Below are 13,873 nucleotides of genomic sequence, written 5' to 3'. Positions count from 1 at the left end.
GTTGGCTGCGGTATCCAGCGGCATGACGCAAAAAGCGCAGGTTTACGCCCTTTCGCGCCGCGAAGGCCCAAAGGATCAGGAGGCGGTTCATGAGCGACAATGGTTTTCATCCCCCGCAGCGCACTCTCATGGGGCCCGGCCCTTCGGATGTGCCGCCGCGCGTGCTGGAGGCGCTGGCACGTCCCACCATCGGGCATCTGGATCCTCGTTTCATCGAACTGATGGATTCCGTGAAAAGCCGCCTGCAACAGGTGTTTCTCACCGGCAATCCCCTGACCATGCCCGTTTCAGCGCCGGGATCCGCCGGCATGGAGACCTGCTTTGTCAATCTCGTTGAGCCGGGCGAGAAGGTCATCGTCTGCATCAATGGCGTTTTCGGCATGCGCATGCGCGAAAACGTCATCCGCTGCGGCGGCGAGGCCATTGTCGTTGAGGGCGAATGGGGCCGGGCGGTGGATCCCGAGGCGGTGAAAGAGGTTTTAGATGCCCATCCGGATGCCCGCCATCTCGCCTTTGTTCATGCCGAAACATCCACGGGCGCCCGCTCCGATGCCGAGACGCTTTGCGCTCTTGCGCGCGAGCATGAGTGCTACACCATTATCGATACGGTGACGTCTCTCGGCGGCATCCCCGTGCGCGTGGATGACTGGGGGGCGGATGCCGTTTATTCCGGAACCCAGAAGTGCCTCTCCGCCCCGCCCGGCCTTTCGCCGGTCACCTTCTCCGAGCGCGCGGTGGAAAAGGTGCGCCAGCGCAAGACCCCGGTGCAGAGCTGGTTTCTCGATCTTTCTCTCGTCATGAACTACTGGGGCGAGGGGGCAAGCCGCGCCTATCATCATACTGCGCCCGTTAACGCCCTCTACGGCCTGCATGAGGCGCTCGGCATCCTCCTCGAGGAAGGGCTGGAAAACGCCTGGCGCCGCCATGCCCTGCATCATGAGGCCTTGAAAGCGGGGCTTGAGGCCATGGGTCTGCGCTATGTGGTGCCGGAAGAGGAGCGCCTGCCCCAGCTCAATGCCGTGTGGATTCCGGAAGGGGTGGATGATGCCGCCGTTCGCCGCCGCCTGCTTGAGGATTTCGGCCTTGAGATCGGCGCCGGTCTTGGCGATTTCGCCGGCCGCGTCTGGCGCATCGGGCTCATGGGGCATTCCTGCAATCGCCGCAACGTCCTTTTCTGCCTTTCCGCACTGGAAAGCGTCCTTGCGCAGATGCAGGCGCCCATTGAAACCGGAGTGGCCGTGGAGGCGGCCATGGCGGCTTATGCGGATGCTTAAGGGCGATTATGAATTTTTCTCCCTCTCCATGACGCGGGTGTCATCCACGGGCCGCTCGGCGAAGGTGATGCGCACGCCGAGCCCGCCCAGGGGCGCCCGATAGAGGGAGAGATCATAGCCATAGGAATCAATGACTTCGCGGACGATGGCCATGCCCAGCCCTGTGCCCTGCACGCTTTCGTCCAGCCGCTTGCCCCGCTTGAACACGTCGGCATATTTCTCCTCCGGAATGCCGGGGCCATCATCCTCGATGCGGATGAGGGCCACATCCCTATGGTCGCCTTCCCATGTTGCCAGAACCGAAACCTGCTTGCGCGCCCATTTGCAGGCATTCTCGAGCAGATTGCCGAACAGCTCGAGAAAATCACCCCGCTCCATGGGCACCTTAAACCCTTCCGGCACATCGACATGCCAGTGGATGGGATCATCCGCCCGCATGCCTGAAAGCGCCTGCATCAGGGCCCGGATCTGCTTGCCGGCATCGGTTTGGGGGCGCAGGCCCCGGCGCAAACCGTGAATTTTCGCCCGCGCCAGCTCCCGCTCCACGTGCTGGCGCAACGCCTTGACCTGCGCATGGATTTCCCGCGCTTCTTCCGTAACCCCCTTGCCTTTCAGCCGGCGCGCCTGCGCGGCAAGGATGGACAGGGGCGTTTTCAGGCCATGGGCGAGATCGGATGCCCGCTGCCGGGCCCGCTCCATGTCCCGCTGCTGTGATGTGAGCAGGGCATTGATTTCCTCGATCAAGGGTTTCAGCTCGGAAACGGCATGTCTTTCGCTCAGCATGTCGCGTTGCCCGGCCCGCACGGCCATCACCTCGCGGCGAATGGCTTTCAGCGGTTTCAGCCCCAGCCACACCTGCAAGCCCAGGGCAAAGACGAGCACGCCAAACAGCATGGCGATCCCGAAAAACAGATCCTTGCGGAATTCGCCAACGGCGGTGGCAATCTCGGCATGATCCTGCGCCACCGCCACGAGATAGCGCCTTTCTCCCTCGCCGAGATCAAGCCAGACGGGGCGGATCACGGCATAGAGCGGCTCGCCCTCCGGGCCTTTCAGTGTGTATTCATGAATGGGGCCGTTTCGGGCCATGTCGATATGTAAAGACAGGGCCGCATCCCACAGCGAGCGGGATCGCGCCACCGGCCCCTTCTCGTCATTGACCTGCCAGTAAAGCCCGCTGTAGGGGCGGGAGAAGCGCGGGTCGTTCAAGGGGCGGGAAAGCACGATCCGGCCCTTTGCATCCCGCTTGAGCAAGGCCAGGATCTGGGTGAGGTGATTGTTCAGTTCCTGAAAGACACGGCGCTCCACATGTTGCTCGAACATGTGGGAAAGCTGCCAGCCGAAAAGGGCAAGCGTGCCGATGATCAGCGCCGCCGACAGCAGCAGAAGACGCAGATGCAGCGAACCCCACAGGCGTCTCATGAGCGCCCCTTCTTCGCTTTGCCACCTTCCTCATTCTCACCGGGGCATTCGATGATATACCCATGGCCGCGCCGCGTCTGGATCAGGTCGGTGCCGATCTTGCGCCGCACCCGCCCCACCAGAACATCCAGCGTGTTGGGATTGCGCTCGGCCTCCGCCTCATAGATGTGCTCCATCAGCTCCATGCGCGGCACCACCCGCCCGATGTTATGCAGCAGATAATGCAACAGGCGGTATTCCAGCGGACTTAGGCTTACCGGTCGGCCGTTCAGATGCACGCGTGCGGCGCGTGTATCCAGCATTAGCGGTCCGCAGTGCACAACGGTGCTGGCCACGCCGCGCGAACGCCGGATTAAGGCCCTCAGCCGCGCCAGCAGCTCCTCCATCTCGAAAGGCTTGGCCAGATAGTCATCGGCACCGGCATCCATGCCCTCAACCTTCTCCTGCCAGCTTCCGCGCGCCGTGAGCACGAGAACCGGAAAGGTCCGTCCTTCCCGCCGCCAGTTGCGCAAGACGCTCAAGCCATCGCGTTTCGGCAGGCCGAGATCGAGGATCACCGCGTCGAAATCTTCCGTAAAGCCCAGAAAGTCCGCTTCTTCGCCGTCCGCAACACATTGCGGGACATAGCCGGCCTCCTTCAGGGCCTGGGCGATGTCCTCCGCGATGGCGGTTTCGTCTTCGACGATGAGAATGCGCATCCTTTGCCCCAAGCGTGTGTTCCTCCCCCGTCAGTCCCGTGTTCTGCGCCGGGAGCGGAAATTGACCCGCTTTCTTTTTTCCGCGCGCACCTGAATGTCACGCACACGGCCCCGTTTATCCAGAATGCGCACGACATAGATGCGCCGCGATCCCAAGCGCCGCAGTTTCACATCCAGAATCTTGCCGCCATACCGGGCACGAATGCCGGCGAGAACGCCGGATAACGGCCGCACATCGCCACGACGCCGCTCTGCATAGGCGCGTTCATGATCATCTTCGTCGTCATCCTCCATGTCCCCCATGCCGCCACCATGGCCTCCGCCTCCGCCGCCACCGTCATCATCGCCGCCGTCGTGGTCTCCGCCGCCACCGCCATCGTCACCGCCGCCATGATCACCGCCGCCGTGCCCGCCCCCATCGGGATCGGCTAAGGCTGATGTGACAGCCACGGGAGAGAACGGCAGGACCATCCCGGCGCCAAGAACCAGCAGCAGGGCAATCCTGCGAGACAGGGCGAATATGTGCGGATGATTTTTCGTCATTTTCACGGTGGGTGGTGGAAGGGAAACAGAACCGGCTATGGCGTCTGCCTGCGGGCGGATTGTTCCTGCCTTTGATCCTGACTCTTCCATCCTGTCAGAAACCTGACAAGGGCCGTCATGCTCCTCAAACATCCGAAAACTTAAACTCTCCGCAGGCTCGAGGTCACGAGACCATGAATTTGTAAATGCGCCTCGGGCTTGTGAACCAACGGAAAAGAGACAGTGAAAAGGAGAATGACGATGAAAAAGGCTGTCAGGATGCATTGGCTTTTGCCGTTCGCTGCTGCCGCGATGATTGCGGCGGGTCTTGCTGTTCAGGCCTCCGCCTCTGAGACCATGGAAGAGCAGGGCGTAATGCAGCTTGCCCAGGCGCAGATGCAGACGCAGACCCAGACCCGGCAGCGTGCGAGGGTGAACTTCCGCAGCCGCAGTCAGGCTGCCATGGAAAACATGCAGCGTCGTGGCCGGCATGATGATGATCGTTATGAGCGTCATCGCAATCACGATCATGATCGCATGGACCGGGATGACCGGGGCCACATGGAGCGCGATGATGACCATGACGGAAGAGGGTATGCCGGCGGCTATGGTGGCATGAGTGATGACCATGATGACGATCGCGGCGGCATGGGCGGAGGCGGCGGCGGCATGGGCGGAGGCGGCGGCCATGGCGGCGGTGGCATGGGTGGTGGCGGTGGCCACGGCGGTGATTAAGACTGGATACATTTCCTCCAAGGCGGGCCCGGCACGGTGCCGGGCCTTTTTCATATGCGCAATCCGTGCGCTCGTGAAATCACGGCGCATTTTTTCTGCCTGCGACGGAATTCTCCCGGCCTCTGCGTAGTGAAAGGGCGAGGCAGGCCAAAGGCCGTCTCATCGCTGCGGGGCTGGAACCAATATGAACCGTTCAGGAGAGAAGACCATGAAGCTGAACCATGTGCGCAAGATCGTCGGAATGTCTCTGATAGCGGGCATTGTTGCCGCCGGTGTTGGCGCAGCCCAGGCCCATGATGGCAGGGGGCCGCATGCCGGCGCCATCATGCTGAAGAAGCTGGATGCCAATGGCGATGGTGTGATCACCAGGGAAGAGTTCGCTGCCGGCAAGGGCAAGCGTTTCGCCCGCCTTGATGCCGATGGCAATGGCAAGGTTACCGTCGCCGAGATCGACAGCGCTGTGACCAGGAAGCTGGAGCGCAAGAAATATCGCCTGCGCTATCGCATGCTTTCCCGCCTTGATGCCGATGGGGATGGTGTGATCACCGCCGATGAGTTCCGCAAGGCGCAGATGCAGCGGTTCAATCGCGCCGATCTCAATGGGGATGGCCGTCTGGACAAAAAGGAGATCGCCACGCTCAAGCGGCGCATGGCCATGATGCGCGCCGGTCAAATGAAGCGCATGCGCAAGATGATGATGCGCATGATGAACCGGATGATGAACCAGGGCGGCATGATGAACGACAGCGGCATGCCTGGCGGAATGCCGGGTGGCATGCCGGGTGGCATGATGAAGGGTGAGGGCGCCGGTCCGGCTCACTGATCGCCCTTCTCTCGGCGCGGGGAGACCACACCCCGCCCCTTTGCAACGGGCTATTGGAGGGAAAAGGCCGATCCATCCTTTTCCCTCCGCCCCGAATGGGTCATGATGGAGCGGAAAGGAAGGGCCCGGGCATGCCCCTGGCGGAAACCGGCAAGCAGGCTGCGAGCTCGGCTCCCTTTTGGGAGCAAAGGCGCGGAGCGAACGACGGCATGAAAGATTCCCTGGCGGATGTGCCGGATGAGGCGCTGATGCGTCGCATTGCTCAGGACCGGGATGCGTCGGCGTTCCGCATTCTTCTCAAGCGGCATATCGGCAGCGTTCGCGCCGTGGCCTGGCGCATGCTGGGCGATGCGGAGGCTGATGATCTGGTCCAGGATGTCTTCCTGCGCATCTGGAACGAGCCGCAGCGCTATCGCGCCGGTGACGGCCGCTTTCCCGCCTGGCTTCACCGTGTTGCCGTCAACGCCGCCATTGACCGGATCCGCCGCAACAAGACACGTCAGGCCGAGGACTTGAGCGAGCTCATGCCGGACGAAAACGCCCCGGACCCGGAGCGACAGGCCATGGACAGTGATCGCGCCCGCAAGGTGCGGGCGGCGGTGGCCCGCCTGCCGGAGCGGCAAAGACAGGCCCTTACCCTTTCGCACGATCTGGGCTACTCGAATGGCGAGATCGCGCGGATGATGAACGTCTCGGTCGAGGCGGTGGAATCGCTTCTCGCCCGGGCAAGACGCAGCCTGCGCAAGGCACTGGCCGACGAGATTGCGGAACTCCTGGACAGAGAGAACGATACGGGGGCGGGGAATTGAGGTTGAGAGATGGACAGAAGCGTCTTTGAAAGATTGCTGGAGGCACACGGGGCGGAGCCGGATCGCTGGCCGCGTGCGGCCCGCGAGGAGGCCTTGCGCCTGTGCGCCAGGGATCCCGAGGCCCGCCACTTGTGGGAGGAGTTTCGCGCGCTGGAGAACGTGCTGGATCATGCCGCCCCCGATCCCGGGCAGGAAGAGGCCTTAATGGACACCATTCTTGGTCAGGCCGGGATTTCTTCTCCGGGCAATGATGAGGCGGAAAGTCATGCAAAACACAGCGATGCGCGCAAAAGTGCCCCTGCGCCCCTCGCCTTCCCGCAAAGGCGGCCATCCCTGGCCAGGGGCGAAAGGGCGCGCCCTGCAAACACGCGCCGGCAAAGGGCGGCAAGGGAAGCGGCCAACGATAATGCGCCCCTTTACCGTTTGCGCTGGATCGCCGCCACGGTGATGCTGGCCGCGCTTATTACCGGGATTTACGTTGGCGCGCAGCTTTCCGCCACGCCCATTGCCACCACCGTGCTCGCCGGCCTGACCGCACGGGAGGACATTCCCGACGATCCCGTCCTCCTGGCAGCGCTGGATGATGAAGATTTGGCAGGACTGATGCAATGAGCACAACGCAGGAAACCAAAGGCGGGCGCTCAGCGCCCCCCTGGCTCTATGTGATCCTGTTTGTTTCCCTGGCCGTGAATCTGCTCATCGCCGGGGCCTTCGGCGCCATGCTCTACATGCATTATGCCGAAAAGCCGCCGGCATGGATGGAGCGCATGGCCATGCGCCACAATCGCCTGCCGGAAAACATGCGCCAGCTTCTTGCCGGCCGCCCCGGCCTTCTCGTGCGCGCCACCTGGGCCACCCTGCGTGTTTTGCCGCCTGAGCGCAAAAAGGCTCTGATGCAGAAGCTCACCCCCCATCGCGAACAGGTGCGCAAGGCCTATGCGGAAGTGGCACGCCTGCGCTTGCGCCTGGTGGAACTGCTGAAGGATGGCAGCCTGGACGAACAGGCCTACGCCGCCCTCATGAAAGACCTGCGCCGTGCCGATCTTATCGCCCGCCGGCACGTCATCGATCTGGCCGATACCTGCATTCGTGCGCTGACCCCCAAGGAGCGGCGCATTTTCGCCCGCAAGCTCAAGCGCCTCGCCGCCAGCGCCCGCGTTCTGCGTCCCTTCCGGGGTTTGCGCGGCTGAGCGATAAACGGCCATGTGACGGACTATAAATCCAAGAAAAAGGCCGGGGCATCAGACCCCGGCCACTTGATGTTTGTCCTTTTGCAGGAAGGTGTCAGCTCTCGTTCTTCAGCGAGGCGTAGTACTCCTGCAGGATCTTCACCACCTCCGGCCGCGAGAACTCCGGCGGGATGTCCTCGCCCGCGGCCAGACGACGGCGCTGCTCGGTGCCGGAGATGAGCACGCGGTCCTCCTTGCCGTGCGGGCAGGTCTTGCCGGAGGCCATGCCCATGCACTTCTTGCAGTAGAAGGTGATGTCCACCTTGAACGGCTTGGTGATCAGCGCGCCCTCCCACAGCTCGTCGAAGATGTGCTGGGCATCGAACGGGCCGTAGTAGTCGCCCACGCCGGCATGGTCGCGGCCCACGATCAGGTGCGAGCAGCCGAAGTTCTGACGGATCACCGCATGCAGCAGCGCCTCGCGCGGACCGGCGTAGCGCATCTCGATGGGATAACCCGCCTGGATCACCGTGCCCGGCACGAAGTAGTTGTCGATCATTGCCTGAATGGCCTTGGTGCGGATCTCGGCCGGAATGTCACCGGGCTTCAGCTTGCCCAGCACCTGGTGAATGAACACGCCGTCTAGCGTCTCCACCGCCAGCTTGGCCAGATACTCATGCGAGCGGTGCATCGGGTTGCGCGTCTGGAACGCCGCCACCTTTGACCAGCCACGCTCCAGGAACATGGCGCGCGATTCCGCCGGGCGAATGAACAGGTCCTTGTACTTCTCGGCATAAATGCCTTCCGACAGCGCCCGCACCTTGCCGGCCAGGTTCACCTCGCCCTGGCCCATCACCTTCTGCACGCCCGGGTGCTCCATGTCCGTGGTGCGGAACACGTGCTGGCACTCGAACTTCTTGTCCTCCTCGGACATCACGTATTTCTCGGAGACCTCCATGATGGCCATGATGGTGTTGGTCTCCGGATCCACGAGCGCGATCTCCTCGCCCTCGGAAATGGAATCGGCGATGTCCTTGTCCACCGGGCAGGTAATCGGGATCGGCCAGAACAGGCCGTCCGTCATCTTCATGTCCTCGCACACGCCCTTCCAGTCGTCACGGGTCATGAAGCCGGTAAGGGGCGTGTAGGCGCCCATGGCGAACATGGAGATGTCCGACACCTCCCGCGAGCTCACCGGCACCTGCTTCAGGTGCTGGGCGCGCTCCAGCTCGGCCTTGCGCTCCACTTCCGGAATGAGCAGCGGCATCACCTCATCGGAGCCGTGCGGTGGAACAAGCTTCGACATGTGATCGTCTCCCTCTTGCAGTGTCATGATCGTGCGGGCCTGCCCGCAATATCCGGGCCTGCTGCGGCCATATGCGGTCAGGCCTCTCTCGGGCGGGTGCTTGCTAGGCGATGCATGGACGTTTTCGTCCCCTCCTTGACCCCCGCCGAAGCCTTGCGTTCTGGCCGGCACCAATTCCTGTGCCGAACGGCTGCGCCGGCCTGCCCCTCATGCAGGACCGGCTTGGAGATACCACCGGATGCGACGAATCTCCATACCGATTTATAAAAAAATGCGCATCAATGAATATGTCCCCTTTTCCCGAAGGCCAAGGCAGGGTATATGGGATCGGCGTCCGTCCGGTTTGCGGGCCTGAAGAGCAACATCGCGGGCGTCATGCGGCTCTTTAAGGCCTTTAAAGCCGGGTGCGGACGAGAAGAGGGAGGCCCGTGCCGGGCACCATGCCGGAACAGGAGGGAGATCCGGAACTTCAGCCCGGCACAGGATGAGAAGACGGCCGTCCGCATTAAAAAGCCTCTTTTCGAACCGCGCTCTTTGCAGGGCGCTCAGGGAAAAAGAGGCCGGTTTTACCGAGGGATGGCCACGCGCATGCAACAAGCAGTATGCGAGCATGCGCAAGACAGAAATGACGGAGGGGACGGGGCACACGGATACGACAGGGATCACCATCCATCATCCGTTTCGGTTCCGTCTGCGCGCGCAAGGCTGAGCCTGTCATCTAAGCGCGGCATGAACGGGCCGCGCCCGTGTTATGCGCTTTCCCCTGTGTCATTTTGCCCCTTCTCGTTCGCGCAGGCTTCGCTAAACAGGTGGCGGACGCAAAGCAAAGCCCGATCTTCGGGCGTGCCGGTGCGGCCAAGTGCCGCGGGGCGCGTTGCGGAGTGTGAGCTCAACCCGTTCATGACCTTTGTGGAAAGAAGAGGGACCATGGCACAGGACGGACCGCACAGCCAGACCATTGCCGTCATCGGTGGCGGCATTGCGGGGCTGACGGCGGCGCTGGAAGCCGCCGAGACCGGCTACGACGTCATCCTGATCGAGAAGGAGCCGGCCCTGGGCGGGCGCGTGACCCGTCTCAACAGGTATTTCCCGAAATTCTGCCATCCCACCTGCGGCCTGGAGATCAACTATCAGCGCCTGCGCAAGAATCCGCGGGTGAAGGTGCTGACCATGCACGAGGTGGTGGCCGTGGATGGCGAGAAGGGCAACTACACCATCACGGCGAAGAAGCTGCCCCGCTTCGTCAATGAGAAGTGCACCGCCTGCGGCGAATGCGGCAAGGTGTGCGAGACCGAGATCGACGATCCCTACAACTACGGCATGAGCAAGGTGAAGGCCGCGCGCCTGCCCCATGAGCATGCCTGGCCGATGCGCTATGTCATCGATCCGGTCGTGAAAGGCACCGATGATCAGAAGCGCATCGAGGAGGCCTGCAAATACGGCGCCGTTGATTTCTCCGAGGAGGAGGAAGAGGTCACCATCAACGCCGGCGCCATTGTCTGGGCCACGGGCTGGCGTCCCTATGATGCCCGCAAGCTGGAAACCTATCACTACGATTCCAGCCCGGACATCATCAACAACGTGGAGATGGAGCGCCTGGCCAATCATGACGGCCCCACCGGCGGCAAGGTGGTGCGTCCGTCCAACGGCGAGCCGGCCAAGAAGGTGGCGCTCATTCAGTGCGCGGGCTCGCGCGACGTCAACCATCTCCCCTACTGCTCCATGATTTGCTGTCTGGCGTCGCTAAAGCACGCCGCCTATGTGCTGGAGCAGTACGAGGACGCGGAAGTGCACATGTACTACATAGACATCCGCGCTCACGACAAGATGCAGACCTTCTACGAGCGCCTGAAGGTTGATCCGCGTCTGAAGTTCATCAAGTCCAAGCCCGCCGAAATCGGCCTCGGCGAGGATGGCCGCCCCTATGTGAAGGGCGAGCGCACGATCGATCGTGAGCTCTACTGCGAGAGCTACGATCTCGTCGTGCTGGCCACCGGCATGGAACCCGAGGCGAAGGGAGTGGATATCAAGGGCGACGTCGTCAAGGACGAGGACGGCTTCGTGCTCGCGCTGGAGGGCGAGGACGGCGGTCAGTTCTCCTGCGGCGTTGCGGCCGGTCCCTTTGACGTGGCGCTGTCCACCATGTCGGGCACGGCGGCGGCATTGAAGGCAATTCAGGCAGTGGGAGCCAGGTAAGGACAATGTCGGACGACATCAAGATCGGAATTTACCTGTGTGAGGGCTGCGGCATCGCCGAGGCCGTCAACATGGACGAGCTGGAGCAGGCGGTGGCCAACCAGTATCAGGTGGCCAAGTGCCAGCGGCATGCCGCTTTCTGCTCCGACGAGGGGCGCGCCGTCATCGAGAAGGATGTCAAGGACGGCGAGGTCAACCGCGTGCTGGTGGCGGCCTGTTCGCATCGCGTGATGACGGACCGCTTCAATTTCGACGGCGCCGCCACTGTCCGCGCCAATTTGCGCGAGCAGGTGGCCTGGACACAGCCGCCTCAGGATGAGGATACCCAGGCTTTCGCCAAGGACAACGTGCTGATGGGCATCGCACAGGCCCGCACCTGCGACCTGCCCGAGCCGCACGAGAACGTGGTGAAGTCCGAGAAGATCCTTGTCGTCGGCGGCGGCATCTCCGGCCTCACCGCCGCGCTTGAGGCGGCCCGCGCCGGCCATGAGGTCACCCTCGTGGAGAAGACCGACCAGCTCGGCGGCTGGACGCGGAAGTGGAGCAAGCTCATCCCCTCCCGTCCGCCCTATCGCGGCCTGATCGACAATCCCATCGAGGACATCATCAAGGCCGTGGAGGAGAACGACAAGATCACCGTCATGCTCAACACGCTGGTGAGCAAGACCAGCGGCGAGCCGGGCGAGTTCTCCGTCACCCTCTCTCAGGGCGGCAACGAGACGGAGGATGTCTTCGGTTCCATCGTCGTCGCCACCGGCTGGCGCATGCCGGACGACATGACGCCCTATGAAAAGTATGGCCTGGGCAAGATCGGCAACGTCATCTCCGGCGTCGACTTTGAGGAAGTGCTCAAGAACGGCCTGGAGCACGAGGGCAAGAAGCTCAACACCATCGCCATCATCATTCCCTGCGAATCCGAGGCCATGCCCTATACCTCCGGCGTGGCCGACCGCATCGCCATCAAGCAGGCCATTCAGGTGATGGATGCCGATCCCTCGGCCATGGTCTACGTGCTGCATGACAACCTGCGTGCCCATGGCCAGGCCGAGGAGCTCTATCGCGAGGCCCAGGAGAAGGGCGTGGTCTTCATGAAGGCCATGGTCAAGTCCGCCTCCGAGGGCCCGGAGCTCGTCATTGATGATCTCCTCCTGGGGCGCGAGGCCACGCTCACCGGCCTGGATGCGGTGGTGGTGCAGACGGGCATGATGCCCAATTCCACCAATCCGGACCTGCCCATGGCCGAAAAAGGCAACGAGTTCCTCTGCGATGACGTCAATCCGCGCGTGCCCATCACCATCAACGGCCAGCCGGCCGGTGATGGCGACGAGGTGAAGGCCGAGGCCGCCGGTGACGGCGAGGAAGCTTCTGCGGTCACGCCGGATTGCGATCCGGAGAACCCGCCGCTGCCTGGCGGTCCCATCCTGAACCTTCAGTATCGTCAGGGGCCGCACATCCCCATCCTCTACAATGGCTTCATCGACAGCCATTACATCTGCTTCCCCTATGAGACGCGCCGCACCGGCATCTACGTCTGCGGTGCCGTGCGCAAGCCCATGACCACGGCGGAAGCGAAGGAGGATGCGGCGGGTGCCGTGCTGAAGGCCAAGCAGGCCATCAACCTCGTCAAGGAAAGCCGTGCCACGCATCCGCGCGTGGGCGATCTTTCCTACCCGCACTTCGGGCTGGACATCTGCACCAAGTGCCGGCGCTGCACGGTGGAGTGTCCCTTCGGCGCCATCGACGAGAACGAGGAAGGATATCCCAAGCTCAATCCCTCGCGCTGCCGCCGTTGCGGAACCTGCATGGGCGCCTGCCCGGTGCGCACCATCTCGTTCAAGAACTATTCGCCCAACATGGTGGCGGAGATGATCGAGGCGGTGGAGCAGCCCGATCCGTTTGACGAAAAACCGCGCATCATGGTTTTCGCCTGTGAGAACGATGCCTATCCCGCCCTTGACATGGCCGGCATCAACAGGCGTGAAATCAACAAGTACATGCGCTTCATCCCGGTCCGCTGCCTCGGCTCGGTGACGCTCATGTGGGTGTCGCACGCGCTTGAGAAAGGCTACGACGGCGTGATGCTGATGGGCTGCAAGTCCGGCGATGACTATCAGTGCCACTTCGTGAAAGGCTCGGCCATCGCCAAGGAGCGCATCGGCAAGGTGGAAGAGACCCTGCGCAATCTGATGCTGGAGCCGGAGCGCGTCTCCTTCGAGGAGGTCTCCATCGCCGATTCCAAGCGCGTGGTCGAGCTGCTCGACCAGTTCGGCGAGCAGATCAAGGGCATCGGGCTCAATCCGTTCAAGGGGTTCTGACATGACGGCAGTTCCGACACCCTCCCGCACCTATGACCTCTCCTTTGCCCGCTGGGTCAGGGAGAACGTCGAAGGTGGCGACAAGCTGAACATGTGCATGCAGTGCGGCATGTGCTCCGGCTCCTGCCCCAATGGTCAGGAGATGGACAATGGTCCGCGCAAGCTGTTCATGATGGTCCGCGCCGGTTTGAAGGACGAGGTGCTCTCCTCTTCCACCCTGTGGGAGTGCACCTCCTGCTATCGCTGCTATGTGCGCTGCCCGCGCGGAATTCCTGTCACCACCATCGTGCAGCATCTTGCGGCGCTGGCGGCCAAGGAGGGCTACGCGCCGAAGAACAAGGTGGAGAACTACTTCTTCTCCAAGGCCTTCTGGTGGTCGGCCGAAAGCTTCGGCAAGACCGATGAGCGCCTTGTCACCATGAAGTACTTCTTCTCCTTCGGCTTCGGCGAGGGCATCCGCAAGGCCCTGGACAATCTCAAGATTGCCCTGGGCATGATCAAGGCCGGGCGCATGCATATCGGCCTGCCGCACACCATTAAGAACAAGAGCCAGCTCAAGGCGATGATCGCCAAGGCCAAGGAACTCGAGCAGAAGGGCTGAAGA

The 13,873-nt window shown here is 62.5% G+C and carries 12 protein-coding genes; 8 read left to right on the top strand and 4 right to left on the bottom strand.

Going from position 1 to position 13,873, the window contains the following annotated elements:
- Positions 1 to 89 precede the first annotated feature (89 nt).
- The gene (locus EK16_RS05310; RefSeq protein ID WP_038035183.1) at positions 90 to 1,274 is read left to right on the top strand and encodes a pyridoxal-phosphate-dependent aminotransferase family protein; all 1,185 of its coding nucleotides are present in this window, start codon (positions 90 to 92) and stop codon (positions 1,272 to 1,274) included.
- Positions 1,275 to 1,280: 6 nt separating this feature from the next.
- Here the strand turns inward: EK16_RS05310 and EK16_RS05305 are convergent, their stop codons facing one another.
- The 3 genes from EK16_RS05305 to EK16_RS12410 are packed head-to-tail and all read right to left on the bottom strand — an operon-like array spanning position 1,281 to position 4,606.
- A complete protein-coding gene (locus EK16_RS05305) occupies positions 1,281 to 2,696 on the bottom strand; it encodes an ATP-binding protein (protein WP_051928967.1) in 1,416 nt (471 codons plus the stop codon).
- Entirely contained in the window at positions 2,693 to 3,394 is a 702-nt protein-coding gene (locus tag EK16_RS05300) for a response regulator transcription factor (RefSeq protein ID WP_038035182.1), read from the bottom strand. The genes EK16_RS05305 and EK16_RS05300 overlap by 4 nt, the downstream gene beginning before the upstream one ends.
- Positions 3,395 to 3,424: 30 nt before the next feature.
- A complete protein-coding gene (locus EK16_RS12410) occupies positions 3,425 to 4,606 on the bottom strand; it encodes a PepSY domain-containing protein (RefSeq protein WP_197059616.1) in 1,182 nt (393 codons plus the stop codon).
- A gap of 253 nt (positions 4,607 to 4,859) precedes the next feature.
- On the opposite strand from EK16_RS12410, the gene EK16_RS11475 reads away from it, so the two are divergent.
- From EK16_RS11475 to EK16_RS05270, 4 genes are all read left to right on the top strand, one after another.
- Positions 4,860 to 5,474 (top strand): EF-hand domain-containing protein, encoded by a 615-nt coding sequence (locus tag EK16_RS11475; protein ID WP_197059615.1) that lies wholly within the window; start codon positions 4,860 to 4,862, stop codon positions 5,472 to 5,474.
- A 209-nt stretch (positions 5,475 to 5,683) separates the two neighbouring features.
- Positions 5,684 to 6,283 carry a sigma-70 family RNA polymerase sigma factor gene (locus tag EK16_RS05280; RefSeq protein ID WP_197059614.1) on the top strand — a complete coding sequence of 200 codons (600 nt, stop codon included), beginning with the start codon at positions 5,684 to 5,686 and terminating at the stop codon, positions 6,281 to 6,283.
- A 9-nt stretch (positions 6,284 to 6,292) separates the two neighbouring features.
- Positions 6,293 to 6,895: a hypothetical protein gene (locus EK16_RS11470; protein ID WP_051928963.1), complete on the top strand. Its 603-nt coding sequence runs from the start codon at positions 6,293 to 6,295 to the stop codon at positions 6,893 to 6,895.
- A complete protein-coding gene (locus EK16_RS05270; RefSeq protein WP_038035179.1) occupies positions 6,892 to 7,473 on the top strand; it encodes a periplasmic heavy metal sensor in 582 nt (193 codons plus the stop codon). Before EK16_RS11470 ends, EK16_RS05270 begins: the two co-directional genes overlap by 4 nt.
- Before the next feature lie 94 nt (positions 7,474 to 7,567).
- Here the strand turns inward: EK16_RS05270 and sat are convergent, their stop codons facing one another.
- Positions 7,568 to 8,758, bottom strand: coding sequence for a sulfate adenylyltransferase (gene sat, locus EK16_RS05265; RefSeq protein ID WP_038035177.1), 1,191 nt, complete (start codon positions 8,756 to 8,758; stop codon positions 7,568 to 7,570).
- A gap of 927 nt (positions 8,759 to 9,685) precedes the next feature.
- On the opposite strand from sat, the gene EK16_RS05260 reads away from it, so the two are divergent.
- The 3 genes from EK16_RS05260 to EK16_RS05250 are packed head-to-tail and all read left to right on the top strand — an operon-like array spanning position 9,686 to position 13,870.
- Entirely contained in the window at positions 9,686 to 10,954 is a 1,269-nt protein-coding gene (locus tag EK16_RS05260) for an FAD-dependent oxidoreductase (RefSeq protein ID WP_038035176.1), read from the top strand.
- A 5-nt stretch (positions 10,955 to 10,959) separates the two neighbouring features.
- Positions 10,960 to 13,269: an FAD-dependent oxidoreductase gene (locus tag EK16_RS12585; protein ID WP_038035175.1), complete on the top strand. Its 2,310-nt coding sequence runs from the start codon at positions 10,960 to 10,962 to the stop codon at positions 13,267 to 13,269.
- Position 13,270: 1 nt separating this feature from the next.
- Complete coding sequence (locus tag EK16_RS05250; RefSeq protein WP_038035174.1) at positions 13,271 to 13,870, top strand: 4Fe-4S dicluster domain-containing protein; 600 nt, start codon at positions 13,271 to 13,273, stop codon at positions 13,868 to 13,870.
- The last annotated feature ends 3 nt before the right edge of the window (positions 13,871 to 13,873 follow it).

The organism is Thermopetrobacter sp. TC1 (assembly GCF_000746275.1).
GTDB lineage: Bacteria > Pseudomonadota > Alphaproteobacteria > Rhizobiales > Aestuariivirgaceae > Thermopetrobacter.
The sequence above is the reverse complement of the archived record's forward strand: the minus strand, read 5'-3'. Positions and strand labels throughout refer to the sequence as shown.